The organism is Epibacterium sp. ABV4_022 (genome assembly GCF_056159345.1).
This window is the reverse complement of record NZ_JBSWVA010000001.1, coordinates 2410200-2433935: the sequence shown is the minus strand read 5'-3', so window position 1 is coordinate 2433935 and position 23736 is coordinate 2410200. Positions and strand designations below refer to the sequence as shown.

The following is a 23736-nucleotide window of genomic DNA, read 5'->3' as shown; positions in this document are numbered from 1 at the left end:
GCCACCATGTCGATCTGGGAATATGCCAATCCGAAGAAGTTCCTGCGCACCAGCGCGCGCGTGTTGCCTGCCCTCTGGGTGGCAGCGGGCGCCTGTATTGTAGGTGGGTTGATCTGGGGGTTCTTCTTCACGCCGGATGATTACCGGCAGGGCTCTACCGTCAAGATCATCTACCTGCATGTGCCCGCCGCGCTGATGGCGATCAATGCATGGTTCATGATGCTGGTGGCCTCGCTGATCTGGGTGATCCGCCGCCATCATGTGAGCGCGCTGGCCGCCAAGGCCGCTGCGCCCGTGGGCGTGGTGATGACGCTGATTGCGCTGATCACCGGCGCGATCTGGGGCCAGCCGATGTGGGGCACCTGGTGGGCGTGGGATCCGCGACTTACCTCGTTCCTCGTGCTGTTCCTGTTCTACCTTGGCTATATCGCGCTTTGGGAGGCGATTGATAATCCCGATACCGCCGCGGATCTGACCTCGATCCTCTGCCTGGTGGGGTCGGTTTTTGCAGTCCTGTCGCGTTATGCGGTGAATTTCTGGAACCAGGGCCTGCATCAGGGGGCATCGCTGTCGCTTGATAAGGAAGAGAATGTCGCGGATGTTTTTGCCTTCCCGCTATATGCCTGCATGGCCGGGTTCGGCTTGTTGTTTGTTGCGCTGGTGCTCTATCGCACCGGCACCGAAATCCGTGCGCGCCGGATGTCTGCACTGATCGCGCGGGAAAGGATGATGGATGCCTGATCTGGGGAAATATGCCGACACCGTGCTGTCCGCTTATGGGGTGTCGCTGCTGCTGTTGCTGGCGCTCTTGGTGATGACCTTGATGCGCGGCGCAAAGGTGCGGGCAGACTTGAAACAGGTTGAGGAAAGGATGCGCCGCAATGACTAAAATCTCGCCGATGATGGCTATTCCTGTCGTGGTGTTTGCAGCCTTTGTGGGCCTCGCCCTCGTGGGGATGGGCCGTGAAGACCCCGAAAGCCTGCCCTCGGCGCGCGAAGGCAAAGCGGCCCCGCCAGTGGCGCTGAGCGCGTTCCCCGGCAAAGAGAATTTTGACGATGCCACACTGCGCGATGGTGAGGTCAAGCTGGTGAATTATTGGGCCAGCTGGTGTGGTCCTTGCCGTGCCGAACACCCCAGCCTCACGGCGCTCTCGGAAGAGGGCGTGCCGATCTATGGCGTGAACTACAAGGATCAACTGGGCAACGCGCAAAGCTTCCTTGAGGAACTGGGCGATCCGTACACTGCAGTCGGCCGGGACGAGCAGGGCCGTATGGCGCTGGACTGGGGGTTGTACGGCGTGCCGGAAACCTATGTGATCGACGGCGAGGGCACCATCGTGCTGCGCTTTGCCGGGCCGATCACCAGCCGGGTACTGGAAGAGACCATTCGCCCGGCGATGGAAAAGGCGGCGCAATAGGCGCGGCCTCTCCTTCACAGTTCGAAATCAAGAGGTCACAGACTCACGTGCGTCATAAGAGGCGCGCGAATTGCGGATGCCCGGCTGATTGTGTTCGGCCCATTGCGCCAACTGGCCAATGGCGGCGTGCAGGGAGTGGCCGCGCGCGGTCAGGCTGTATTCCACCTGCGGCGGGGACAGGTCCAGAACCTGACGCGCGACCAGCCCGTCGCGTTCCAGATTGCGCAGCGTCACCGACAGCATACGTTGCGAGATCGCATCAATGACCCTGCGCAAGGCATTGAAACGACACGGGCCTTTGGACAGTTCAAGGATGACCAGAACGGACCATGCATCTCCGATGCGGTCCAGCACATCCCGGACGGCGCAATCGTAGTCCACAGCGCGACGACGTCCCATGGCGGTTCCTTTCAGGTAACTATGTGCCCAAAACATGCGTATTCCGGGCGCGGTTCTCTGCACTTAGGTAGTTCTCATCAGTAACTATCAATTTGGAGAGACCAGATGAAGCTCTTTGTTCTAGGCGGCACCGGCATGATCGGCAGCCGGATCGTAACCGAAGCCCTGTCGCGCGGACACGATGTCACCATTGGCAGCCGCAGCCAAGAGCGGTCAGCCCTCCGGGACGGTGTCACCGCCGTGCAGGTGGCGCTCGATGATACCGCGGCGCTTGCGGCGCAGGCAGAGGCTGCGGATGTGACCATCACCGCCGTCAGCCCGCGCAGCACCGGCGATGCGATCGCGGAATCCAACGCCTATGCGGATGCTCTGATTGCGGCGCTGGGGCAGAACCGCGTCGTGGTCGTGGGCGGAGCCGGATCGCTCAACCTGCCCGACGGCAGCCCGGTGGCGGATGTGGTGCCGGAGGCCTACCGCAGCGAAGCGCAGGGCATGCGCCAGGCCTATGAAAAGATCGCCGCCAGCGATCTGAATTATACGGTGATGGCACCGGCAGGGCTGATCGAACCCGGTGAACGCACCGGCACGTTCCGTCTTGGTGGCCGTCAGTTCATGACGGACGAAGAGGGCAACAGCCGCATTTCGGCAGAGGATTATGCCGTGGCCCTGCTGGATGAGGTCGAAACCCCGCAGCACAGCCGCCAGATCTTTCACGCGGCGTACTGACGATGCTCAGAGCCGGTAGCCGCCCGCGACGGTCAGGATCTCACCGGTGATGAAGCTGGCCTCGTCCGAGGCCAGAAAACGCACCGCCTTTGCGATGTCTTCCGGCGTGCCGGGGCGTCCAAGGGCGGTGTCCTTGACAAACAGGTGCGTCAACTCGTCGGACCGGGGCGCTTCGGGAACGTTGATCGCCCCCGGCGCCACCGCATTGACGCGGATGCCTTGCGGGCCGAGTTCCTTGGCCATCGCCCTGGTCCAGAGATTGAGCGCGGCCTTGCTGGCACCATAGCTGGCCGCGCCCTGCGGCGGCAGCACCGCGTTCATCGAGGAAATACTGACGATCGCGGCACCTGCGCGCAGGTGTGGCAGCGCTGCCGTCAGCAGGGCCAGCGGCGCGATCGCATTCAGCGCGAACACGTTTTGGTGCGCATCGGCATCAAAGCTCTCTTTCGGGGTGCTCTGAACCAGCCCCGCATTGTTCACGATGACATCGATGCGGCCAAAATGATCCAGGGCGCGTGCCACCAGATTCTCGGCACTGCCGTCTTGCAACAGGTCGCAGGGGCAGGAGACAACATTGTCCTGGGCCTCCAGATCATCACCCGGCGCGGTCTTGCGATAGGACCGCAGGATATTGTGATCGCGGGCAAGTTCGGCGGAAATGGCCCGGCCGAGACCATAGGTGCCGCCGGTGACGAGGACGGTGCGTCGCATGAAACCTCCGGAACTGGATGCGGTCAGTCAACGCCACGCGCCCGGCTTGTGCAAGACCCCGATCCGGGACCCGGCGCAGAAGCGCTGATCAGGTGCCGGTCCGACTCTGAGGCGCCATGTCGGAGGCCAGAGACGCGGAGAGTTCGGTGTGGACCGTTTCATAGACTTGCGTGTCGATTTCGCGGCGCAGGTAGGTGGACTGGAACTCCATCAGGTCATCGCCGGACACCACAGCATCAAGATAGTCCTCAAACACCTGCTGGCTGTGCCAGAGGCTGATCGACTTGATTTCGCCGCTTTCGCGCGCCGCAAAGAGCCGCGTTTCATAGCAGCCAACGCGCCGCCCGGACTCGTCACGGGCGAGAGCCGCGGCACAGTCGAGCACCTCGTCGAACTTGTCCCGGAGCGGGTAGTATTTCGTTATGACTGCGATCATTGTGACGCCTCGCGTTCGCCTCGCCATTTATAGGGAGAGCATAGGTGGCTTTTGGTTATCTGAGTATTACCAATTGCAATAAAGCAAAAAAGGGCGGCCAACTGTGCCGCCCTTTCCACAATGTTCAAAAACGGTGCGATCAGCTTTTTGCAAGCCTGCGCAGCACGTAATGCAGCACGCCACCGTTTTCGATGTATTCGATTTCCGGCGCGGTATCGATGCGGCACTTGAGGGTGATGGTGGTCTTGGTGCCATCGCCATAGGTGATATCGCAGTCGACCTCTTGCAGCGGTTTGACCGATTCCAGCCCGCGAATGTCGACCGTTTCATCGCCAGTCAGCTTGAGCGATTTGCGTGTGTCACCGCCGGTGAACTCGAACGGAATGACGCCCATCCCGACGAGGTTGGACCGGTGAATGCGCTCAAAGCTCTCGGCGATCACCGCCTTGACGCCCAGGAGTGCGGTGCCCTTGGCTGCCCAGTCACGCGAGGAGCCCGCGCCGTATTGCTCGCCACCAAAGACCACCAGCGGGGTGCCGGCGTCCTGATGCGCCATCGATGCCTCATAGACCGAGGTCTGCGCGCCATCGGGACCTTTGGTATAGCCGCCTTCGACACCGTCGAGCATCTCGTTCTTGATGCGGATATTGGCGAAGGTGCCGCGCATCATGATCTCGTGGTTGCCGCGACGCGAGCCATAGGAGTTGAACTCGCGCGGCTGCACCTGACGGTCCAGCAGGTATTTGCCCGCCGGAGTGGTGGTCGCAAAGGAGCCCGCCGGAGAGATGTGGTCGGTGGTGACCATATCGCCAAGGATCAACAAAGGCTTGGCACCGACGACGTCCTCAATGGTGCCCGGCTCCGCGCCCATGCCCTGGAAATAGGGCGGGTTCTGGATATAGGTCGAGGCGGCGGGCCAGTCGTAGGTTTCGGCCTCGGTGGTTTCCACGCCCTGCCATTTCTCGTCGCCCTTGAAGACGTCGGCGTATTTGGACTGGAACGCCTCGCGGGTCACGGTGGCCTCGACCAGATCGGCGATCTCCTTCTGGCTGGGCCAGATGTCCTTCAGGTAGACGTCATTGCCGTCCTTATCCTGTCCCAGCGGATCGTTGACGAGATCGACATTCATGTCGCCCGCCAGTGCGTAGGCCACCACCAGCGGCGGCGAGGCGAGGTAGTTGGCGCGCACATCCGGGCTGATGCGGCCCTCAAAGTTGCGGTTGCCGGACAGCACGGAGGTGGCGACCAGATCGCCCTCGGCAATCGCCTCGGAGAACTCTTTCTGGATCGGGCCGGAGTTGCCGATACAGGTGGTGCAGCCATAGCCTACAAGGTTGAACCCGATCGCGTCCAGATGCTCTTGCAGCCCTGCGGCCTCCAGATAGTGAGAGACCACCTGCGAGCCCGGTGCCAGCGAGGTCTTGACCCAGGGCTTGCGGTTCAGGCCCAGCTCATGCGCCTTTTTCGCCACCAGACCGGCCCCGATCATCACATAGGGGTTCGAGGTGTTGGTGCAGGAGGTGATCGAGGCGATCACGACCGAGCCGTCACGCAGTTCGAACTCCTCGCCTTCGACGGGGTGCGATTTGCAGGGATCTGCGGGCGCGGTCGGGGCGGGGCCTTCGGACGCCATGTCGGTGGCATCGGCAGAGGCATCAACCCCGCGATAATCCGACACCACCTTCTTGAACGCAGGCGCGGCGGCGTCCAGCGCCACATAATCCTGCGGCCGTTTCGGGCCGGAGATCGCAGGCACGATGGTGCCCATGTCGAGGCTCAGCGTGTCGGTATAGATCGGCGCGTAGTTTTCATCGCGCCAGAACCCGTTTTCCTTGGCATAGGCCTCCACCAGCGCGATGCGGTCCTCGTCGCGGCCGGTGTTGCGCAGGTAGCGAATGGTCTCATTGTCGATCGGGAAGAAGCCGCAGGTGGCGCCATATTCAGGCGCCATATTGGCAATGGTCGCGCGATCCGCCAGCGGCAGATTGTCCAGACCCGAGCCGTAGAATTCGACGAATTTACCCACCACGCCCAGCTCGCGCAGCATCTCCACCACCTTCAGCACAAGGTCGGTGCCGGTGGTGCCTTCGACCATCTCGCCGGTCAGTTCAAAGCCCACAACCTCTGGGATCAGCATGGAGATCGGCTGACCCAGCATCGCGGCCTCGGCCTCGATCCCGCCGACGCCCCAGCCCAGAACGGCAGCACCATTGACCATGGTGGTGTGGCTGTCGGTGCCCACAAGCGTGTCGGGATAGGCGACGTCCTCGCCGTTCTGATCCTTGTCCGACCACACCGTCTGGGCCAAATACTCCAGGTTCACCTGGTGACAGATGCCGGTGCCCGGGGGCACAACGCGGAAGTTTTCAAACGCGGTCTGACCCCATTTCAGGAACTGGTAGCGCTCCATGTTGCGCTCGTATTCGCGGTCGACGTTCATCTGGAAGGCGCGTGGGTTGCCGAATTCATCGATCATCACCGAGTGGTCGATGACCAGATCGACGGGCACCAGCGGGTTAATCTTGTTGGCATCACCGCCAAGGTTCTTGATTCCGTCGCGCATTGCGGCGAGATCAACCACCGCGGGCACGCCGGTGAAATCCTGCATCAGCACGCGGGCCGGGCGATAGGCGATCTCGCGCGGGTTCTTGCCGCCATTCTTGGCCCAGTCGCCAAAGGCCTTGATGTCATCCGTGGAGACGGAGAACCCGCCATCCTCGAACCGCAGCAGGTTTTCCAGCACGACCTTGAGCGCGGCAGGCAGTTTGGTGAAATCACCAAGCCCCGCTTCGGTGGCTGCCGGGATGGAATAATAGGAGATAGACGCGCCGTTGACGCTGAGCGTCCTGCGGGTCTTGGCTGTGTCCTGTCCGACGGTGATGGGCATATTGGCCTCCCTCAAAAATGACAAATAGGGACTTCGCTGCGATGTATCTGCATCATGCAGGTGCTTCATTCAATAGGATATAGGCTGCATGGCGAAAAATTGTATACCATAGTACACTGTTTTGGTGTGTTTTGGCGTCGGCTCTCAAGAATGATTGATTGGCCATTGATGAGCGGGGCGCTTACACCCTTAATCCTAACAATCTTACGGGCGACTCATGCGGCTTATTTCGCTTTCCTCTCTGATTTTTGCGGCAGTTTGCGCTGCCACGCCACCGGTTGCGGCAGATCCATCGCCTGTTGTTGTGGAACTCTATACCTCGCAGGGTTGTTCCTCCTGTCCTCCGGCGGATGAGCTGTTGCAGCGTCTGGCGCAGCGCGAGGACGTGCTGGCATTGGCCTATCACGTTGATTACTGGGACTATATCGGCTGGCGCGATATTTTTGCAGATCCCGCTCATACGGACCGGCAGCGCGGCTATGCGCATGTGGGCGAGCGGAACATGATCTACACGCCGCAGATGATCATCATGGGGCGCGAGGATGTGGTCGGCGCCGATGCCATGCAATTGGCGGAGGCGATGGAGAACTACCTCGGCCACAAACCACGCGCAAAGCTGTCGGTCGCGCTGGACGGGCGGACGCTGACGGTGTCGCTGCCGCAACTGCCGGACGGGGTTGCCGAGGATCTGCGGGTGCAGCTGGTGCAATATATGCCGATGCGCCGGGTGGACATCAAACGGGGTGAGCTTGCCGGTCACAGCATTGATTACGCCAATGTGGTGGAACGCCACCAGGTGCTGGCAGATTGGGATGGCGCGGCGCCGCTGGAACTCTCGGTAACGCTTGCCGAGGATCTGCCGGCGGCGGTGTTGGTGCAGGAATGGCCCTATGGCCCGATCCTGGCGGCGGCGCGGGTCGAGTGACCTAGCCTTCGCCCTGCTGGGGTGACGCGTAATCCGGGTGCGGCGTGTCGTAGATCGGCTTCCAACGCCGGTGCAGCCAGAACCATTGCCCCATATGCGCGCGGACCATGCGCTCCAGATCGTCACAGACCGCCTGGGACATGGTGACCGGGTCGGAGTGCGGGATTTCTGCCGCGACATGCACTTCGAAATCCAGACCGTTGGCTTGCCGCACGCCATAGATCGGCAAGAAGACCGCGTTGTATTTGAGCGCCAGTTCCGCCGGAACCGTCGAGGTCAGCGCCGGGCGCCCAAAGAACGGCAGATACTGACCGCCCATGGCGTGCATATCGGCGACGATGGCAATATTGCCACCCGCCTTCAGGTGGCGCACCATCTCGACCATGCCACGCTTGCCCTGTTCGAACATCGGCTTGCCGGTGGCGGAGATCGCCTTGACATAGTGGTCGTTGAAATAGGGGTTGGCCATGCGCCGGTAGAGCGAGCCCATGTTGAACCCCATCTGGACCAGCTTCGAGCGCGCCGCATCGTAATTTCCAAAATGCCCGGTGACCAGCACGACCGGGCGGCCGGCGGCACGGGCGGCCTCCAGCGTGGCGACGCCTGGTCCGGTCAGCAGGGCGGATTTGGCGCGGGCCCAGAAAGGCGCGCCGGCATAGAGTTCGGCGAGGGTGCGGCCCACATTGTCTGCAACCTGATGACACAGGCTCTCCACCTCAGAGGCAGGCAGATCCGGGCGGGTATAGGCGAGGTTGCGCCGCACACGCTTGTGAAACCCGATCAGCGGCGCCAGTTTGCGCAGTACCCAACCCGTCGCTGGGACGCGCTTGCGATAGGGGATCAGCTTTAGTCCGCCAATCAGCCCGCGCATGGCCAGATTGATCGCAAAGTACTTGGCGCGTTGGGAAAATGTCAGCTCCGACGAGTCAACGGGCATGCGGTGTCTGGCTCCTGGTCGCTGTCACGCAACGCAGGATCATAGAGCCGGTTGCGGCCATATACAAGAAACCCCTGACAACAAACACGCGTCCCCTGCGGGCAGGGGGACAGGCGCGCAGTCCGGGGCGCAGGTGGCCCCGGGTTATGTTTCTTCCTCGTCCGACTTCAGCTCGATGTCGCCATTGACGACCATCTCGCGCAGCATGTTGACGATGAGGCCAAACGCGGCCTCGCCCTCGGTCCGTTTGACGCGACCCAGCTGGTTGGCCTCTTCGCGCAGGTTGTTGGCCATCCGTGTGGACATGTTTTCCAGCAGGAAGGTGACAGAGGCCACATCGTCCTCTTCGGTGGCAAAGGCGATCGCGGTGGTCAGTTCCTGCGGACCCAGAGCACGCACCAGTTTGGGCACATCCATCGGTTCCACCTTCTGGGCAATCAGCGCGAAGGTGAAGATCGACTTGCGCACGTCGGTGGCAAACTCCTGATCTTCCTCGTCGAGAGCGGTCAGCACCTCCTCGCGCTTGGCAGCGGCGGATTGGGTGAGGATCGCACCGACGCGCTGGCCCGGCGTCTGTTCAAAGGCGACCTGTGGACGGGCCTCGATCTGCGACGCCAGCGACAGGCCAATGCGGTCGACGGTGTCCGGTGTGACATTGCTGGTCTGGCTGACCGCATAGGTGATGCGCCGTGCCAGCGGTCCCGGCAGATGCTGCAACATTTCCGCCGCCTTGGCGGTGTCGATCTTCGACAGCAGGACCGCCGCGACCTCGGTGCTTTCTGCCTTGGCCAGATCCGCCAGGTCCTCTGGCGGCAGGTTGCGCAGGCGCTCCCAAGGGTCGCCGAATTGGCGCACGCCGGCTTCTTTGCGCAGACGACTGTGGGTGTGGCGGCTGATCTTGCCTTCCATCGCGGTCAGCGCACCGGCCAGACCATTAGGAAAGGACAACCCGATGTTTTCGAGTTGCTCTGCAAATTCGGCTGCCACCGCATGCAACGTCTGGCGATCCACCAAACGCATTTTGCCCATCTGCTGCGTGAGTTCCAGCTGCAGATCGTCCGGCAACTCTTCCAGGGGCACATCTGCCCCCTCGTTGAGGAGAAGTCGCACGACGATTGCCGCTTTTGCTTTGCCACTCAGTTGGGGCGCGCCCCCCGTGAGGGCTGGAGCCGGTGCGGCTGGCGCGAAATCGCCAAGCCCCATATCCGGTGATGCCATGGGGAGCGCTAAGGCTGATGATTGTTCCATTCTTGAACCTTGACCCGAAAAGATTCTCTTTCTGTCAGATCACAAGATAGGCCGTCAGCAGTAAAGAAAGCCTGAAGCTTAGTAGTTAACGGTCACGCCCGTCTGAATTGCACGGCGCAGCGATGCTTCGGCCCAGGTGCCTTCGCCGCCACGGGCCTTGATTTCCTTCCACTGCGACAGCGCTTGCGCATATTCTCCATTGGCGACAAAGCCTTGCGCCATGTAGCTGCGGGCCAGGATGTTATCGGGGTCCTGCGCGATGGCTTGGGTGTAATATGCGTTTGCGGCCTCGGCCTGACCCATCTTGCGGTTGGTGAACCCCCAATAGGTCAGGACACGGCTATCCGTCTGATCCGGATGCGCGGCCAGCACCGCCTGTGCATCCTCGTAGCGCTCCAGATACGCCAGCTCGCGCGCGGTCTCGAGCAGTTGCTGGCCGTTCATGGATGATTCTTCCGGTTTGACGCATTTCTGGGCGTCCTCGTCCCAGACCCGTTTGCCCCAGCATTTCTTGGTGGTGTCAGAGGGTGTGGGCGGTGTTGTTGAATCGCTGCCGGCTGCAAAAGCCGACAAGGGCAGGGCCAGGGCGAGGGTGAGAGCTGTGAAACGCATGAATACCTCCTGTGCGTCTGTCTAAAGGGGTTACGCTGAAAACACGCCTGCTGCGCAAAACATTCGTTCACGAAACCGTGAGTGGCAAAATACAGTGCCGGACGCGCGGACGTGCCCCGGGTGCAGGTCGGTGACACCGCCGGGGCATAGAGGCGCGCAGGAGTGTACAGGATTGCGCAGGATTGTACCGTGCAAAAGCTGTCATTGTGGCCCCAGAATTCCACCCCTATAGAGGCGAGATGGAGTTTATGGCGATTTCTGGCAGTGCGCGCCGCGCGTCGACCAATACTGCCCTTCTGCGGGCGGTGTCCGGAATCGTATCTCCCGCTCACACCGTGAGTGTGTTTGCGGGGCTGGCCAGGCTGCCGGTGTTCTCGCCGGATCTGGAGCAGAACGCCCTGCCGCCGGCGGTCGAGGACTTCGCGGCCCGGGTCGGGCGCAGCGATGGCCTGATCATTTCAAGCCCGGAATATGTCCGGGCGCTTCCGGGCGGGCTCAAGAACGCCATCGACTGGCTGGTCTCGCGCGAGGAGATCATCGCAAAGCCCATTGCCCTGATGCATGCGTCGCATCGCGGCGACGATATGCTCGCGCAGTTGCGGACCGTGCTCTCTACGGTCAGTTCGCGCTTTTTCGACGACGTGTTCCTGCGGTTCGAGCTGATGCAGACCTCCCCGGCCGAAATCGACACTCTGTTGCAGGCGCCGCAGAACCGCCGCGCCGTGATCGATTTTGTCGATCAATTTGCCGCGCGATGTGAGGGGCACGGGGCAGGACCTTCAGAACCCACATAAAAAACCCCGCCGGTGAGGGCGGGGCTTGATCGGAGCGCGTGAGGGCGGGCTTAGTCGCCAAACACCCGTTTGAAGATCGTGTCGACGTGCTTGGTGTGATAGCCCATGTCGAACTTCTCGTTGACGCCATCCTCGCCGAGGGCGGCAACCACCTCGGGATCGGCCAGCAGCAATTCACGGAAATCGAGGCGTTCTTCCCAGACCTTGAGCGCATTGCGCTGCACCATGGAATAGGCATCCTCGCGGCTGACACCGGCCTGCGTGAGGGCCAGCAGCACCCGCTGGGACATCACCAGACCCGGGAATTTGTTCATGTTCTCCAGCATGTTCTCCGGGAACACCAGCATCTTGTCGATGACGCCGGCCAGACGGTGCAGCGCGAAATCGAGGGTCACGGTGGCGTCGGGGCCGATGCCGCGCTCCACCGAGGAATGCGAGATGTCACGCTCGTGCCAGAGCGCCACGTTTTCCATCGCCGGGATCACCGACATACGCACCAGACGGGCGAGACCGGTGAGGTTTTCGGTCAGAACCGGGTTCTTCTTGTGCGGCATCGCGGAGGAGCCCTTTTGGCCCATGGAGAAGAACTCGGCCCCTTCGAGCACCTCAGTGCGCTGCATGTGGCGGATCTCGATCGCGATATTCTCGATCGAGGAGGCAATCACGCCGAGGGTGGCAAAGAACATGGCGTGGCGGTCGCGTGGGATCACCTGAGTGGAGATCGGCTCCGGGTTCAGGCCCAGCTGCTCGCAGACGTGCTCTTCGACGCGCGGATCGATATTGGCAAAGGTGCCCACGGCGCCGGAGATCGCACCGGTGGCGATTTCCTCGCGCGCGGCGATCAGGCGTTTCTTGTTGCGGTCCATCTCCGCATAGAACCGCGCAAAGGTCAGACCCATGGTGGTGGGTTCCGCATGGATACCGTGGCTGCGGCCAACGCGCACGGTGTCCTTGTGTTCAAGCGCGCGTTTCTTGAGCGCGTCCAAGAGCTTGTCCATGCCGACCATCAACAGGTCCGCAGCGCGGGTCAGCTGCACGTTGAAACAGGTATCAAGCACATCCGAGGAGGTCATGCCCTGATGCACAAAGCGCGCTTCTTCCGATCCGACATGCTCTGCCAGATGGGTCAGGAAGGCGATGACGTCATGTTTGGTCACCGCTTCGATTTCGTCGATGCGGGCAACGTCGAACTCGACGTCCTTGGCTTTCCAGACCGCTTCCGCGTTTTCGCGCGGGATCACGCCGAGGTTCGCCATGGCGTCGCAGGCGTGCGCCTCAATCTCGTACCAGATGCGGAACTTGGTCTCGGGCGACCAGACGGCAACCATATCGGGGCGGGCGTAGCGGGGGATCATAGGCAGCAGCACCTTTCAAAGACGGTGGAAGAGATGGCGCTCTCATAGACGAGCCATGCCCCGGCGGCAAGCGCCGCGCCGCAGCAGCGCCGTGCCGCTGTCCAAAATCCCCGTCAGAGGCGTGGTGTGAGGTCCTCAAAGCAGGCTTTGTTCTCGCAATACGCGGGACAGGTTGCCAGTTGGTCATGGCGGGCCTGAAGTTCACCGCAGGCCCCCTGTGCGAGACACCCTGCGCAGCGCGACACCATCTGCATCAGGCGGCGCGCCTCGCCTTCGGGGTCACGCGCCAGACGCGCGGCCTGATCTATGCCGAGCCGCTGGCTCATTCCATTGACGAGATCGGCGCTGTCACTCAGCTTGCGCATCAGTCCCATGGTGGGCGTCCTCCTGTTGCTGGCTGTGGCAACCCTAATGAGGAACGCGCACCGCGCCTTGATGTCGATCAAGTGGCTGCGGCGTCCATATCCTGACCTTCCTGAGACATATCGGGGAGCTTTGGCGCATCTTCCAGCCGTGTCTCGACCCGAGAGCTTTGTTCTAGGGTGCGATGCACCGGGCATTTGTCGGCAATCTCCAACAATTTGGCGCGTTGCTCCTGATCCAGATCACCCTGCAAATGGATCACCCGCATAAACCGGTCGATCTTGGCGGGGCCAGACGGGATGGCATCCTGCGCGTGGACCTTGTCGTGGCAGACCTCGACGCTGATCCCGTCCAGCCGCCAGCCCTTTCGCCGTGCATACATCCGCAACGTCATCGAGGTACAGGCACCAAGCCCCGCCGCCACAAACCCATAAGGTGACAGCCCGCGATTGGTGCCACCATAGGCTTCGGGCTCATCTGCCAACACATGATGGTAGGGGCCGTTTTGCACATCCTGCAAAAACCCCTCCGGGTCGGCCTCGGTGACGCGGATGACGCCTTCGGGCGCGCCGGGCGGGGGCGCTGGGGGCTTCATATCCACATAGCGCGTGGCCCATGTGGCGATCATGTCTGCGGCGTACTCCGCATCGCAAGGATCGGTGATCAGATGGTCAGCATCATCCAGGGTGACAAAGCTCTTGGGGTGACGTGCGGCCTGAAAAATCTCGGCGGCATTGTCGATGCCAACCGTCGTATCGCGCGGCGCATGCATGATCAGCAGTGCGGCCTTCAGGTCAGCCACCGCTTCGCCAAGCTCGGTCTGGCGGATGTCATCGACAAATTCCTTGCCGATCACAAAAGGACGCCCGCCGAGGTTCACCTCTGCCTGCCCGTCGCGATTGATCGCCTCAAGCGCGTCTTCGAAGTGATGCGCCACATGACCCGGATCAAAGGGTGCGCCCAGCGTCACCACGCTCTTGACCGAGGGGATACCTGCACGTGCCCGCAAGACTGCGGCCCCTCCCAGCGAGTGACCGATCAGCATGTCGGGCGCCATGTTGCGGCTGGCCAGATAGCGCGCCGCCGCGATCAGATCCGCGACATTGGAGGTAAAGCTGGTATTGGCAAACTCGCCCCCTGAATGACCAAGGCCCGTGAAATCGAACCGCAACACCGCGATCCCCATGGCCGACAGTCGCGCGGCAATCCGCCGGGCGGCGGGGATGTCCTTGGAACAGGTGAAGCAATGGGCAAAAAGGGCGGTGGCCAACACCGGCCCTTCGGGCAGGTCGAGGCGCGCGGCAAGGTCATGTCCGGCGTGGCCGGTGAAACTGATGCGTTCGGTGGGCATGGGCGTGGCTTTCGGGGCTTGGCTTTTATGGGTCGGCTTTCCTAAGGTGCGCCGACGTCAGGGTTACGGCAAGGCGGCTGTCACAACCGTCACGGGAAGGTGAAGGAGCGTCACATGGGCGTGCATAAAAACGCGGAGCAGATGATCCCGGGGATCGGGTGTTTTACGCCCCTGGATGCACGTGATCAGGAGATGTGGGCGCGCCTTGTGAGGTTCTGCGCCAATGAACCCCGCGCGTTTGAGCGCGATCCACTGACAAGCCATGTCACGGCATCTGCATTTGTGCTGTCGCCGGACTTCACTTCGGTGTTGTTGACCCATCACGCAAAACTCGACCGCTGGCTGCAATTGGGCGGGCATTGCGATGGTATTCAGGACGCCTGTTTCAACGCCACCAAAGAGGCCTACGAGGAAAGCGGGCTGTCCCGTATCCGGCTGCTGGCGCCCGAGGTCTTTGACGTCGATGTGCACGAGATCCCAGCCTCGGCCAAGGAACCGGCGCATCTGCATTATGATGTGCGCTATCTTTTTGTCGCGGAGGTAGGGGAGCCCATGGCAAGCGAGGAGTCCCATGCGCTGGCTTGGGTGCCATTGCATCAGCTGGCCGAGGAGGCCGAAAGCGTTGCGGTTGTGGCGCGCAAATGGCCGCTCTGGCGGGAGCGGCTGGACCTGTGAAAGCCTTGTTGAAACTGTGCCGCGCCGGGATCTGGGCGCTCTTGATCCTCAGCATCCTGTCTCTGGCGGGCGGTTTCATGGGCGCGCTGCATCCGCTTGGCGATAGCCTTGCGGTGTTTCGCGTACCCTTTGCCGGGCTTGCGATGATCTGTGCCTTCATCCTGCGCCACGATGCGCGCGCGGCCATGCTCGGCGCGGTGGCGTCCGGTGTGATGCTGGTCAGTTGGCTGGGCCATTCACCCACGGAGACAGAGGTGCGCACACCACAGATCACGCTCTATCAGAAAAACATGCTGTGGCGGAATGACGGCAACGAGAGCCTGATGGAGGCCATTCGCACCTCAGGCGCGGATATCGTCACGCTAGAGGAAATCTCTCGCGAAAATATGCCGATCCTTGGTGATTTGCGGACCGACTATCCGGTACAGCAGTTCTGCCCGTTTCGTCGGGTCGGAGGTGTCGCGGTGCTGGCGCGCGGCGTCACGGCGACAAACAGGCTTGCCTGTGCAGAGGACCTCGGGCTAGCCGCGATGGAGATCGAGGGGCCAACGGGGCGGTTCTGGGTGGCGGCGCTGCATTTGCCGTGGCCCTGGCCGCATGAGCAGGCAGAGCATGTGGACAGGGTGGTGAAGCGGCTGGAGACCCTCGACGGGCCGGTGATCCTCGCCGGGGATTTCAACGCCGTGGGCTGGTCCCATGCGGTGGCGCAGATCGGCGCAGCAGGCCGCATGGCGCGGGTCGGCCCCTATGCGGCGACATTTGAGCTGCCGCCGCTCGATTACCCTATCGGCATTGACCATGTGCTGGCCCCGGGCGGCAAAGGCGAGATCGAGATACAGCCGAAACTCGCCTCTGACCATCATGGTGTTCTGGCCCATCTGCCATGGCCAGACGCACCGCAGTGAGGTGCAGACATTATATCTGCCCCATGAGCGCGGGATCAAAGGGGTAGGTGGTCAGATTTTCATATCCCTCCTCGGTGATCAGAACCTGATCTTCGAGCTTGATCGAGAAATCGCCGCCAACCTCGCCCACCAAGGCCTCCACACAGAGCACCATCCCCGGCTCCAGCGGATAGTCGAACGCACCTGCCACCGCCTGATCCGGGTAAGCCACCAAGGGCCATTCGTCACACAGCCCCACACCATGCATCAGGCAGCCGTATTTCTGCGCCTGATATTTTGCGTCCAGCACATGGGTGCCTGCCGTCAGCTCCGGGATCATCACGCCCGGTTTCAGCATTTCCATATTGGTCATGATGTGTTCATGCGCGTGCTGCATCGCATAGATCATGTCCGGGCGTGGCTTTTGATCGCCGATCCACCAACTGCGCGAAATGTCGACGCAAATCCCGTAGCTGCCCACCAGATCGGTATCAAAGGAGATGATCTCGTTGCGCTGGGTGATGCGCGGGCCGCATTCCTGAAACCACGGGTTGGAGCGCGGACCCGAGGCGAGCAGCCGTGTCTCGATCCATTCGCCCCCCCGGCGGATGTTTTCCGCATGCAGCACCGCCCAGATGTCATCCTCCGAGGTTTTGCCATCGCCGACATTGGCGCGGGCAAAATCCTCCATCGCCTTCACGGCGGTCTCGCAGGCATGGGACGCACAGCGCATGGCAAGGATTTCGTCCTTGCCCTTGATTGCGCGAGCCTTTTCGGTGACTTCCTCGCCTTCCATGACCTCGAACCCTTGCGCCTCAAGTGCGCGCAGCCCGTGCAGCATGACCTTGTCCACCGCGAGGCGCATATTGCCGCCGCCATGTTCGCCGATCAGCACGCGGATCTCATTCGAGAGCGCATCGGCGGCCACATCAACCTTGTCGCCCCGGTCAAAGTAGAACAGATCCGCGCCGGAACGCTGTTCGCGCACCAAGGGGTTGAACGTCGACAGAAACGGCGAGTTCTTGTAGTCCCAGATCACCATGTAGCCATCCGCGCACAGCAGCAGCGCGCGAAACGGGTTATGGGTGTTCCACAGCTGCATATTGGTGCTGTCGGTGGCGTAGCGGATGTTGAGCGGATCAAACATCAGCAGTCCCCCATAGCCGCGCTCCACGATTGCCTGCGTCAGCCGCTGCCAGCGGTAGTGGCGCATCGCCTCCAGATTGGGCAACTCCAGCCCCGCCGCCGCCCATTCCGAAAACGCCAGCTGCGTCGGGCCAATCTCGATCCGGTCATTGTCATTGGGGCTGCCGTCGCCCAACACGGACCCGCGGCTGGGGTCGATCTTTCGACGATCCCGAAAGTGTTCGTTCATCTTCGCCTCCCTGGCTCTTTGGCCTCAGCCTGCCGGGGCTTGCGCTGCGTGGCGTTTCCAAATGCGACCCGGAGCATGTCCGTTTTGGCCGAATTGGCGGGATTGGCGTGTCTGGAACGATGTCTGCGCCCAGAAACTGTACAGTCGTGCACAGTTTTGACAGCGGTGCTATGGCTGACACATGACAGAGATTCTCCAGACCTCCATTCCCTATAATCCGCTTGCCCCGCGCCCATTGCCCGGCATTCAGCCGCTCAAGCCGGAGGATTGGCTGCGCTTTGACGCCGGGTTTGCCGCGCAGCTGGCAGAGCGGGAGCGGCTGTTGCGCGATCACCCCGATGCGGTATTGGCGATGGATGCGGCGGCCGTGCCAGCCGCGCAAGAGCTGCTCGATCAGGTGCTGGCGGTGCGCTATGGCACCGGCGCTGATGTCGACCACGTCATCCGGCCAGATGGTGTGAAGGTTGCGATCAATCGCGCCCAGCCGATGGAGACCCTTGGCCGGATTGCGCAGCAGGATTTCTGTATCCTGGAGAGGCCCGAAGACGGCGATGAACATGTGCTGACGGCGGCTGTATTGTGTTTTCCCGCCAGTTGGACGCTGGCGGAGAAATTCATGAAACCGCTGCTGGCGATCCATGAGCCGGTCAAAGACTACAATGCGGGGATCGCACGCCGCGTGCAGCGGTTGTTTGACGGGGTGCAGGTGGGGCGGCCGCTCTGGCGTTTCAACGCGCTGTGGTATGCGGACCCAAGCCTTCATCAACCCAGGCTGGAGCGCGATCCACGCGCCACCTCGACGCCGGGGACCGAGCATTACATGCGCAGCGAATTGCAGTCGATCTACCGCCTGCCGCAGAGCCGTGCAGTGGTGTTTTCGATCCACACCACCGTGATGCGTCGCGCCGATGTGCTGCAACAGTGGCAGGCGGTGGCGGGCGCCACATAATATAAAACCCCGCAACACGAATGTGTTACGGGGCGTAGCTCAGGTGCGTGCAACCGATCAGTAGAGCGCGGCGTGCACCAGGCCGGAGGATTGCAGGAACATCAACAGGGCCATGACCGCCAGCATCTGCACGCTAAAGCGCATGTCGCCGCCGCGCACCAGATTGACCGCAGCCGCAGTGATGCCAAGCGGCAGGGCGAGCAGGGTCATCACCAGCGTCAGCACCCAGGCCGATGTGGTATTGGCGGTCCATCCGCGCTTTGACAGCGAGGTGCCCAGCTTGCGACAGGCGTTGCCCAGATCCCGGGCCGGGCGGGGACCATCGCGACGCTCGATGATCCGGTCGCAGGCTTCGGTCAGGCTGCCAAAGGTTTCCTCCACCGGGGCGAACCGCTGCGGGCTGTGGGCCTGTGCGGTTGCGCCGGGCGCGGCTGGTGTTGCGGCATTTTCCGGCGTGCCCTGGCGCGCGGCGTAGGTGTCATAGGCGCGGATCGGCTGCGCCAGATCGGACTCATCGGGCGTCGGCAGTGGCACGGCTGTGGCGTTTGGATCGGTGATCGGCAGTTGAATGTCCCGCACAGACACATCCTCTGCGGGCTCAGTAGCCTCAGCGGCAAAGGCCGAGAGAAACGCGTCGCGGTCCAGAATGACCGCCGTATCCAGCCATTCGACAGAGCTGGCGTCCAGCTGCGACAACAGCGCTTGCAGGCTGCGGGCCAACAGCATTTCGGTCAGTTCGGCATCGGTGCGCTCCGGGAACCGGGGCGTGAAGGTCACATCAAGCTGGCAGCGACAGGCCACACCATCGGTCTGACGCATGGGCGCAGGGCTGCGGCGGTGTCGCAGGTCGACGATATAGTGATCGCATTCCAGCGTGACACGATGAGCGCGTTTGGCGTGGAACTGATCGACCTCGTGACCAAATTCCTCAAGCGTTTGCACGACCAGAGTGCAGGCGGTGGAAAGGGCCGTCTCATCCCGTTCGGAAAAGCCCAGCTTGCCGCGAAAGGCCGTGGCGGACACATTCTGTGTAATCTGATCCAGCACCGTGAAATCCTCCATCGGTTGTGTTCCCAACCAATGTAGAGGCCGAACACGCAGAAAATTGGGCGTATCCGCCGGTTTTTGAATATTTCCCGGGACCTCAGCCGTGACATTTCGTCAATCAAAAAGTTTTAATAAAAACAGACGGATATGGAGATCGCGGCGCGATGCGAGCTGAAAATGCGTCGAAATACTGGCGGCGCACGGCCATATTGATGCCGCAGCTTTTACAATCCCGCGACCGGCGCGTTGATTGTTTTTAACCCTTTGCGGAGACTCGATCAGCCGTCGATCTGCCGCCCCATGATCGCCAGGGATTGCTGATAGACCGTGGCGGCGTTCCATTGCTTCAGGACTTTGTAGTTCGGCTCGCCCGGTTGATAGCCGCGACCCGGACGCCAGCCTTTCTTGCGCAGGAAATAGGCGGTGGAGGCCAGGGCGTCCCCCATGTCATAGAAATCCACCCGCCCGTCGCGGTTCCAGTCCTGACCGTAGTTCAGCGCGTTGCCGGGCAGGAACTGCGTATGCCCCAGCTCGCCGTGTTTGGCGCCCTTGGTTGCCATGGTGATCGCACCCTGATCCACCAGCTTTAGCGCGCCAATGGCGTGGGGCTCAAAGAACTCCGACCGGCGGCAATCATAGGTCAGGGTCACGATGGACGAGACCACCTGACTGTCGCCCATATAATTGCCAAAGGCGGTTTCCATGCCGTGAATGGCAATGAGCAACCCGGCAGGCACGCCATATTTGCGCTCCAGAGATGCAAAAAACGCGGCATTGCGGGCCTTGTGCTTGCGCCCCTGTGCGACGATGGTCGTGGCCCCGCGCACCTGCATGAATTTTTCCAGACTGTATTTAAAGCTCTTCTGGTTGCGATCCGCTGCGATGGTGCCGGTGGCATAGCGCGTCTGCGCCAGCGCATTGAGCCCGGCCTGACGGACGCCCGCGCGTTTGGCGGTGCGGGCAAACTCCGCTTTCCACGCCTCAAACCCCGCAGAGGTATTACCGCAACTGGCCGCAAGGCCGGCGACAGGTGTTGCGATGGCAAGGCTGGCGGCAAGGCCCAGGGCCGCAAAACGGGAAAACAGCATGAAAGAACCCTCTGAAACTGGCGGATGTCCAAGGGGAACTTACGCGGCAGAGGCGGGGCTTTCACCCCCTTTTTACGGGGAGCTTTGCTCAGAAGGCGGCATCCTGCGCAGCCAGCGCCAACCCGTCGGCCACGGCGGTCATTGCGCGCTCTGTCTCGATCTCTGCGGTGGGGCAGAGATCCTGAAGCGCTGCACGCACCGCCATCAGCAACGCAGACCCACCCACCATGACGCAGCGGTTGACGTCGCCGGGGGACACGCCGGCCAGTCGCAGGGTCTCGGCGGCCTCATCCTGAATGGCTTGCACCATCTGCGCCAGAGACTGTTCAAGCGCGGCGCGGGGCAGGGCGGCGGAAAGCCCTGGCTCGACAATGCGCAAATCGATCTGCGCGGTCTCCTCGGTGGCGCCATTGGCGCGAATCTTCCCGGCCTCGGTCGCAAAGGCCAGATCATGGCCCAGCTCATCCTCCAGTACGCGCAGCAGCCGGTTCAGCCCGCTGGGATCTTCGGCGTTCTGCGCCAGATCGCGGGCCGCGCGGCGGGTGTCGGGCCCATAGAGGAAGGGGATCATCTGCCATGTGGCAAGATCGTTGAAGATCCGGTTGGGCGCCGGCAGGCTGCCCCCGCCAAAGCTGTTGCGGATCATCGCACCACGCCCCAGATGCGGCATCACATGGTCAATGCTGATCTGGCGGTCAAAATCGGTGCCGCCCAGACGCAGGCCGTGACTGGCCAGAATACGCGTGCCGCCGTTGTCGTCCTGCTCAAAACAGGTGAAATCCGATGTACCACCGCCGATATCCACCACAAGGCCGATGCCCGGATGCGGACGCGCGGCGCGCAGGGCGGCTTCGGGTTCATACATGAACTGCACATCCTGAAACCCGGCCTTTTGATAACAATGGCGCAGGTCGTCCTCGGCGCGGGCATTGCGGGCCTCGTCCCTGGAGTGAAATTTCACCGGCCGCCCCGAAAGCGCATGAGTGAACTCCATCCGCGTTGCGGTTTCGGCGCGGGTTTTCACCTCGCGCAGGAAATGCGCGATGACATCGGTGAAATCCATCATCTCACCGCCCAGGCGGCGCTTCTCATAAAGGAGCGGCGTGCCCAGCAGGCTCTTGAGCGCGCGCATGAAACGTCCCTCGTCACCGGCGATCAACGCCCGGGTGGCGCTGCGCCCGATGCGGCGCGCCTTGGTGTCGCTGTCAAAGAACACGGCCGTCGGCAGCGTGGTCTCTCCCGGCTCCAGCTCCACCAGCCAGGGGCGGCCCGCCACCGTTACCCCTGCGGCGGAATTCGAGGTGCCAAAGTCGATGCCAAGCGTTGTCGGGGCGGCGGAGATCTGTGTCATGGGTCGGCTCTCATGCGGCTCAAGGCGGGCAGACCTACAGGACCGGGAGCAAGGGCTCAACAGGAAATACCGGGGGACCAACAGGAAGATATGCGCGGAAAAGAAAGGGCGCCCCCTGGGAGGGTAAGGCGCCCCTGCCACAACAACTGGCCCATATGCGGGACACATCCGTGACGTATGAGTCGTCGAGCCACCCCCAATAGGTGCGGCCCGTCCTTAGACTGGCGTATATTAACTGACCAGTCAATAAACAAACCTGCGACTCACCAACGGATACGGCGCGCAGTGGTGGCATCGACGAAAAAAAGGCGCCCCCGAAGGGACGCCCTGATAACACTCTGCTTCGATCCGCGGATCAGCAGCTGTAGTACAGCTGGTATTCCACCGGGTGCGGGGTGTGCTCGTAGGCTTCGACTTCTTCCATCTTGAGGTCGATGTAGCCTTCGATCTGGTCCTTGGTGAACACGTCGCCCTGCAGCAGGAAGTCGTGATCGGAGGCCAGTGCTTCCAGCGCTTCGCGCAGGGAGCCGCAGACGGTCGGGATGTCGGCCAGTTCCTCTGCGGGCAGATCGTAGAGGTTCTTGTCCATGGCTTCGCCCGGATCGATCTTGTTCTTGATGCCGTCCAGACCGGCCATCAGCAGGGCTGCAAACGCCAGGTAGGGGTTTGCGGCCGGATCGGGGAAGCGGGCCTCGACGCGCTTTGCCTTCGGGGATTCGGTCCACGGAATACGCACACAGCCGGAACGGTTGCGGGCGGAATAGGCGCGCAGAACCGGAGCTTCGAAGCCGGGGATCAGGCGCTTGTAGGAGTTGGTGGCCGGGTTGGTGAAGGCATTCAGCGTCTTGGCATGCTTCAGGATGCCGCCGATGAAGTACAGCGCCTCGTCGGAGAGATCCGCGTATTTGTCACCTGCAAAGAGCGGCTTGCCGTCTTTCCAGATCGACATGTTCACATGCATGCCGGTGCCGTTGTCGCCGGCGATCGGCTTGGGCATAAAGGTGGCGGATTTGCCGTAGGCGTGGGCCACATTGTGGATCACGTATTTGTACTTCTGCAGCTCGTCGGCCTGTTTGGTCAGGCTGTCGAAGATCAGACCCAGCTCGTGCTGACAGGAGGCCACCTCGTGGTGGTGCTTGTCGACCTTCATGCCCAGACGCTTCATGGTGGAGAGCATCTCGGAGCGCAGGTCCTGCGCTTCGTCGATCGGGTTCACCGGGAAATAGCCGCCCTTGACGCCCGGACGGTGGCCCATGTTGCCGGTCTCGAATTCCGCATCGGAGTTCCAGGAGGCGTCGGTTGCGTCGACCTCATAGGAGACTTTGTTGATGGTGTTGGAGAACCGCACATCATCAAAGAGGAAAAATTCAGCTTCCGGGCCCATGTAGGCCACATCACCGATGCCGGAGGCCTTCAGATAGGCTTCGGCTTTTTCGGCGGTGCCGCGCGGGTCGCGCTCATAGGCTTCGCCGGTGTCGGGTTCGACCACGGAGCAGTGAATGCAGATGGTCTTTTCCGCGTAGAAGGGATCCACATAGGCGGAGTTGGTGTCCGGGATCAGCTTCATGTCGGAGGCTTCGATGGATTTCCAGCCTGCGATGGAGGAACCGTCGAACATGAAGCCTTCTTCGAGGAAGTCTTCGTCGACCTGATCCGACATCAGGGTCACGTGCTGAAGCTTGCCACGCGGGTCGGTGAAGCGGATGTCGACATAATCTGCCTCTTCATCCTTGATCAGCTTGAGAACTGCGTCCTTGCTCATTTGAAGTTCTTCCTCCGTCAGAAAACTTGGGTATTTCGGGTGTTGGGTGATCTGCGGTGCGGGATGCTGCGCCGCATTGGTGTTCGGTTAGAGGGCGTCGGAGCCGGATTCGCCGGTCCGGATGCGAACCGCCTGTTCGATCGGGCTGACAAAGATCTTGCCGTCGCCGATCTTGTCGGTCTTGGCCGCGGCGACGATGGCCTCGATGGCGGCGTCGACCTGATCGTCGTCCAGCACCACTTCGATTTTCACCTTGGGCAGAAAGTCGACCACGTATTCCGCACCGCGATAGAGTTCCGTATGACCTTTCTGGCGGCCAAAACCCTTGACCTCGATGACAGAGAGACCCTGAACGCCAACGTCCTGTAGCGCTTCCTTCACCTCGTCCAGCTTGAACGGCTTGATGATGGCTTCGATCTTTTTCATGTCCGGGCTCCTCGCAA

At 61.8% G+C, this 23736-nt stretch carries 25 protein-coding genes; 9 read left to right on the top strand and 16 right to left on the bottom strand.

Going from position 1 to position 23736, the window contains the following annotated elements; translation table 11 throughout:
* Positions 1-6: 6 nt before the first annotated feature.
* From ACXAF5_RS11480 to ACXAF5_RS11470, 3 genes are read left to right on the top strand one after another with little or no spacing between them, the layout of a single operon-like run.
* Positions 7-741, top strand: coding sequence for a heme ABC transporter permease (locus ACXAF5_RS11480; protein ID WP_474946680.1), 735 nt, complete (start codon positions 7-9; stop codon positions 739-741).
* The gene (gene ccmD, locus ACXAF5_RS11475; protein WP_474946679.1) at positions 734-889 is read left to right on the top strand and encodes a heme exporter protein CcmD; all 156 of its coding nucleotides are present in this window, start codon (positions 734-736) and stop codon (positions 887-889) included. Before ACXAF5_RS11480 ends, ccmD begins: the two co-directional genes overlap by 8 nt.
* Positions 882-1418, top strand: a complete 537-nt coding sequence (locus tag ACXAF5_RS11470; protein ID WP_474946678.1) for a DsbE family thiol:disulfide interchange protein — start codon at positions 882-884, stop codon at positions 1416-1418. Before ccmD ends, ACXAF5_RS11470 begins: the two co-directional genes overlap by 8 nt.
* Before the next feature lie 27 nt (positions 1419-1445).
* Here ACXAF5_RS11470 and ACXAF5_RS11465 read toward each other — a convergent pair whose 3' ends face one another.
* Positions 1446-1817: a winged helix-turn-helix transcriptional regulator gene (locus ACXAF5_RS11465; protein WP_474946677.1), complete on the bottom strand. Its 372-nt coding sequence runs from the start codon at positions 1815-1817 to the stop codon at positions 1446-1448.
* A 105-nt stretch (positions 1818-1922) separates the two neighbouring features.
* On the opposite strand from ACXAF5_RS11465, the gene ACXAF5_RS11460 reads away from it, so the two are divergent.
* Positions 1923-2543: an NAD(P)-dependent oxidoreductase gene (locus tag ACXAF5_RS11460; protein ID WP_474946676.1), complete on the top strand. Its 621-nt coding sequence runs from the start codon at positions 1923-1925 to the stop codon at positions 2541-2543.
* 6 nt (positions 2544-2549) lie between these two features.
* Here the strand turns inward: ACXAF5_RS11460 and ACXAF5_RS11455 are convergent, their stop codons facing one another.
* From ACXAF5_RS11455 to acnA, 3 genes are all read right to left on the bottom strand, one after another.
* Complete coding sequence (locus ACXAF5_RS11455; RefSeq protein ID WP_474946675.1) at positions 2550-3254, bottom strand: SDR family NAD(P)-dependent oxidoreductase; 705 nt, start codon at positions 3252-3254, stop codon at positions 2550-2552.
* Positions 3255-3342: 88 nt separating this feature from the next.
* Positions 3343-3690: a hypothetical protein gene (locus tag ACXAF5_RS11450; RefSeq protein ID WP_474946674.1), complete on the bottom strand. Its 348-nt coding sequence runs from the start codon at positions 3688-3690 to the stop codon at positions 3343-3345.
* Positions 3691-3829: 139 nt separating this feature from the next.
* Complete coding sequence (acnA, locus tag ACXAF5_RS11445; RefSeq protein ID WP_474946673.1) at positions 3830-6577, bottom strand: aconitate hydratase AcnA; 2748 nt, start codon at positions 6575-6577, stop codon at positions 3830-3832.
* A 217-nt stretch (positions 6578-6794) separates the two neighbouring features.
* Here acnA and ACXAF5_RS11440 point away from each other — a divergent pair, with 217 nt between their 5' ends.
* Positions 6795-7502, top strand: a complete 708-nt coding sequence (locus ACXAF5_RS11440) for a DUF1223 domain-containing protein (RefSeq protein ID WP_474946672.1) — start codon at positions 6795-6797, stop codon at positions 7500-7502.
* Between the two features lies 1 nt (position 7503).
* On the opposite strand, the gene ACXAF5_RS11435 is transcribed toward ACXAF5_RS11440, so the two are convergent.
* The 3 genes from ACXAF5_RS11435 to ACXAF5_RS11425 all read right to left on the bottom strand — a co-directional run bounded on the left by ACXAF5_RS11435 (position 7504) and on the right by ACXAF5_RS11425 (position 10299).
* Positions 7504-8439, bottom strand: coding sequence for a lysophospholipid acyltransferase family protein (locus tag ACXAF5_RS11435; protein ID WP_474946671.1), 936 nt, complete (start codon positions 8437-8439; stop codon positions 7504-7506).
* A gap of 144 nt (positions 8440-8583) precedes the next feature.
* Entirely contained in the window at positions 8584-9687 is a 1104-nt protein-coding gene (locus tag ACXAF5_RS11430) for a flagellar motor switch protein FliG (RefSeq protein ID WP_474946670.1), read from the bottom strand.
* A gap of 78 nt (positions 9688-9765) precedes the next feature.
* Positions 9766-10299, bottom strand: a complete 534-nt coding sequence (locus ACXAF5_RS11425) for a tetratricopeptide repeat protein (protein ID WP_239364743.1) — start codon at positions 10297-10299, stop codon at positions 9766-9768.
* Positions 10300-10481: 182 nt separating this feature from the next.
* Here ACXAF5_RS11425 and ACXAF5_RS11420 point away from each other — a divergent pair, with 182 nt between their 5' ends.
* Positions 10482-11093 (top strand): NADPH-dependent FMN reductase, encoded by a 612-nt coding sequence (locus tag ACXAF5_RS11420; protein WP_474946669.1) that lies wholly within the window; start codon positions 10482-10484, stop codon positions 11091-11093.
* 50 nt (positions 11094-11143) lie between these two features.
* Here ACXAF5_RS11420 and purB read toward each other — a convergent pair whose 3' ends face one another.
* The 3 genes from purB to ACXAF5_RS11405 form a co-directional block, all read right to left on the bottom strand.
* Positions 11144-12448, bottom strand: a complete 1305-nt coding sequence (gene purB, locus ACXAF5_RS11415; protein ID WP_474946668.1) for an adenylosuccinate lyase — start codon at positions 12446-12448, stop codon at positions 11144-11146.
* Between the two features lie 113 nt (positions 12449-12561).
* The gene (locus ACXAF5_RS11410; protein WP_474946667.1) at positions 12562-12822 is read right to left on the bottom strand and encodes a DUF6455 family protein; all 261 of its coding nucleotides are present in this window, start codon (positions 12820-12822) and stop codon (positions 12562-12564) included.
* 68 nt (positions 12823-12890) lie between these two features.
* Positions 12891-14162 carry a bifunctional alpha/beta hydrolase/OsmC family protein gene (locus ACXAF5_RS11405; RefSeq protein WP_474946666.1) on the bottom strand — a complete coding sequence of 424 codons (1272 nt, stop codon included), beginning with the start codon at positions 14160-14162 and terminating at the stop codon, positions 12891-12893.
* A 114-nt stretch (positions 14163-14276) separates the two neighbouring features.
* On the opposite strand from ACXAF5_RS11405, the gene ACXAF5_RS11400 reads away from it, so the two are divergent.
* Complete coding sequence (locus ACXAF5_RS11400; protein ID WP_474946665.1) at positions 14277-14837, top strand: NUDIX hydrolase; 561 nt, start codon at positions 14277-14279, stop codon at positions 14835-14837.
* Positions 14834-15742, top strand: a complete 909-nt coding sequence (locus tag ACXAF5_RS11395) for an endonuclease/exonuclease/phosphatase family protein (protein ID WP_474946664.1) — start codon at positions 14834-14836, stop codon at positions 15740-15742. Before ACXAF5_RS11400 ends, ACXAF5_RS11395 begins: the two co-directional genes overlap by 4 nt.
* A gap of 10 nt (positions 15743-15752) precedes the next feature.
* Here the strand turns inward: ACXAF5_RS11395 and dddP are convergent, their stop codons facing one another.
* On the bottom strand, positions 15753-17096 hold the full coding sequence (gene dddP, locus ACXAF5_RS11390) for a dimethylsulfonioproprionate lyase DddP (RefSeq protein ID WP_474946663.1): 1344 nt from the start codon (positions 17094-17096) through the stop codon (positions 15753-15755).
* A 181-nt stretch (positions 17097-17277) separates the two neighbouring features.
* Between dddP and ACXAF5_RS11385 the strand changes: the two genes are divergently transcribed.
* A complete protein-coding gene (locus ACXAF5_RS11385; RefSeq protein ID WP_474946662.1) occupies positions 17278-18045 on the top strand; it encodes a heme-dependent oxidative N-demethylase family protein in 768 nt (255 codons plus the stop codon).
* Between the two features lie 57 nt (positions 18046-18102).
* Here ACXAF5_RS11385 and ACXAF5_RS11380 read toward each other — a convergent pair whose 3' ends face one another.
* The 5 genes from ACXAF5_RS11380 to ACXAF5_RS11360 form a co-directional block, all read right to left on the bottom strand.
* Positions 18103-19107: a hypothetical protein gene (locus ACXAF5_RS11380; protein ID WP_474946661.1), complete on the bottom strand. Its 1005-nt coding sequence runs from the start codon at positions 19105-19107 to the stop codon at positions 18103-18105.
* A gap of 263 nt (positions 19108-19370) precedes the next feature.
* Positions 19371-20180, bottom strand: a complete 810-nt coding sequence (locus ACXAF5_RS11375) for a lytic murein transglycosylase (protein ID WP_474946660.1) — start codon at positions 20178-20180, stop codon at positions 19371-19373.
* A gap of 88 nt (positions 20181-20268) precedes the next feature.
* On the bottom strand, positions 20269-21531 hold the full coding sequence (locus tag ACXAF5_RS11370) for an Hsp70 family protein (RefSeq protein WP_474946659.1): 1263 nt from the start codon (positions 21529-21531) through the stop codon (positions 20269-20271).
* 355 nt (positions 21532-21886) lie between these two features.
* Positions 21887-23293 (bottom strand): type I glutamate--ammonia ligase, encoded by a 1407-nt coding sequence (glnA, locus tag ACXAF5_RS11365; RefSeq protein WP_239319635.1) that lies wholly within the window; start codon positions 23291-23293, stop codon positions 21887-21889.
* An 87-nt stretch (positions 23294-23380) separates the two neighbouring features.
* A complete protein-coding gene (locus ACXAF5_RS11360) occupies positions 23381-23719 on the bottom strand; it encodes a P-II family nitrogen regulator (protein ID WP_239319636.1) in 339 nt (112 codons plus the stop codon).
* Positions 23720-23736: the final 17 nt, after the last annotated feature.

Bases quoted from the DNA above. Each gene is read 5' to 3' on its own strand.
- acnA (WP_474946673.1), bottom strand. From the start codon at position 6,577: ATGCCCATCACCGTCGGACAGGACACAGCCAAGACCCGCAGGACGCTC.
- ACXAF5_RS11410 (WP_474946667.1), bottom strand. From the start codon at position 12,822: ATGGGACTGATGCGCAAGCTGAGTGACAGCGCCGATCTCGTCAATGGA.
- ACXAF5_RS11435 (WP_474946671.1), bottom strand. From the start codon at position 8,439: ATGCCCGTTGACTCGTCGGAGCTGACATTTTCCCAACGCGCCAAGTAC.
- ACXAF5_RS11370 (WP_474946659.1), bottom strand. From the start codon at position 21,531: ATGACACAGATCTCCGCCGCCCCGACAACGCTTGGCATCGACTTTGGC.
- dddP (WP_474946663.1), bottom strand. From the start codon at position 17,096: ATGAACGAACACTTTCGGGATCGTCGAAAGATCGACCCCAGCCGCGGG.
- ACXAF5_RS11360 (WP_239319636.1), bottom strand. From the start codon at position 23,719: ATGAAAAAGATCGAAGCCATCATCAAGCCGTTCAAGCTGGACGAGGTG.
- ccmD (WP_474946679.1), top strand. From the start codon at position 734: ATGCCTGATCTGGGGAAATATGCCGACACCGTGCTGTCCGCTTATGGG.
- glnA (WP_239319635.1), bottom strand. From the start codon at position 23,293: ATGAGCAAGGACGCAGTTCTCAAGCTGATCAAGGATGAAGAGGCAGAT.
- ACXAF5_RS11480 (WP_474946680.1), top strand. From the start codon at position 7: ATGTCGATCTGGGAATATGCCAATCCGAAGAAGTTCCTGCGCACCAGC.
- purB (WP_474946668.1), bottom strand. From the start codon at position 12,448: ATGATCCCCCGCTACGCCCGCCCCGATATGGTTGCCGTCTGGTCGCCC.
- ACXAF5_RS11385 (WP_474946662.1), top strand. From the start codon at position 17,278: ATGACAGAGATTCTCCAGACCTCCATTCCCTATAATCCGCTTGCCCCG.
- ACXAF5_RS11375 (WP_474946660.1), bottom strand. From the start codon at position 20,180: ATGCTGTTTTCCCGTTTTGCGGCCCTGGGCCTTGCCGCCAGCCTTGCC.
- ACXAF5_RS11460 (WP_474946676.1), top strand. From the start codon at position 1,923: ATGAAGCTCTTTGTTCTAGGCGGCACCGGCATGATCGGCAGCCGGATC.
- ACXAF5_RS11405 (WP_474946666.1), bottom strand. From the start codon at position 14,162: ATGCCCACCGAACGCATCAGTTTCACCGGCCACGCCGGACATGACCTT.
- ACXAF5_RS11380 (WP_474946661.1), bottom strand. From the start codon at position 19,107: ATGGAGGATTTCACGGTGCTGGATCAGATTACACAGAATGTGTCCGCC.
- ACXAF5_RS11400 (WP_474946665.1), top strand. From the start codon at position 14,277: ATGGGCGTGCATAAAAACGCGGAGCAGATGATCCCGGGGATCGGGTGT.
- ACXAF5_RS11425 (WP_239364743.1), bottom strand. From the start codon at position 10,299: ATGCGTTTCACAGCTCTCACCCTCGCCCTGGCCCTGCCCTTGTCGGCT.
- ACXAF5_RS11430 (WP_474946670.1), bottom strand. From the start codon at position 9,687: ATGGAACAATCATCAGCCTTAGCGCTCCCCATGGCATCACCGGATATG.
- ACXAF5_RS11455 (WP_474946675.1), bottom strand. From the start codon at position 3,254: ATGCGACGCACCGTCCTCGTCACCGGCGGCACCTATGGTCTCGGCCGG.
- ACXAF5_RS11465 (WP_474946677.1), bottom strand. From the start codon at position 1,817: ATGGGACGTCGTCGCGCTGTGGACTACGATTGCGCCGTCCGGGATGTG.
- ACXAF5_RS11450 (WP_474946674.1), bottom strand. From the start codon at position 3,690: ATGATCGCAGTCATAACGAAATACTACCCGCTCCGGGACAAGTTCGAC.
- ACXAF5_RS11470 (WP_474946678.1), top strand. From the start codon at position 882: ATGACTAAAATCTCGCCGATGATGGCTATTCCTGTCGTGGTGTTTGCA.
- ACXAF5_RS11440 (WP_474946672.1), top strand. From the start codon at position 6,795: ATGCGGCTTATTTCGCTTTCCTCTCTGATTTTTGCGGCAGTTTGCGCT.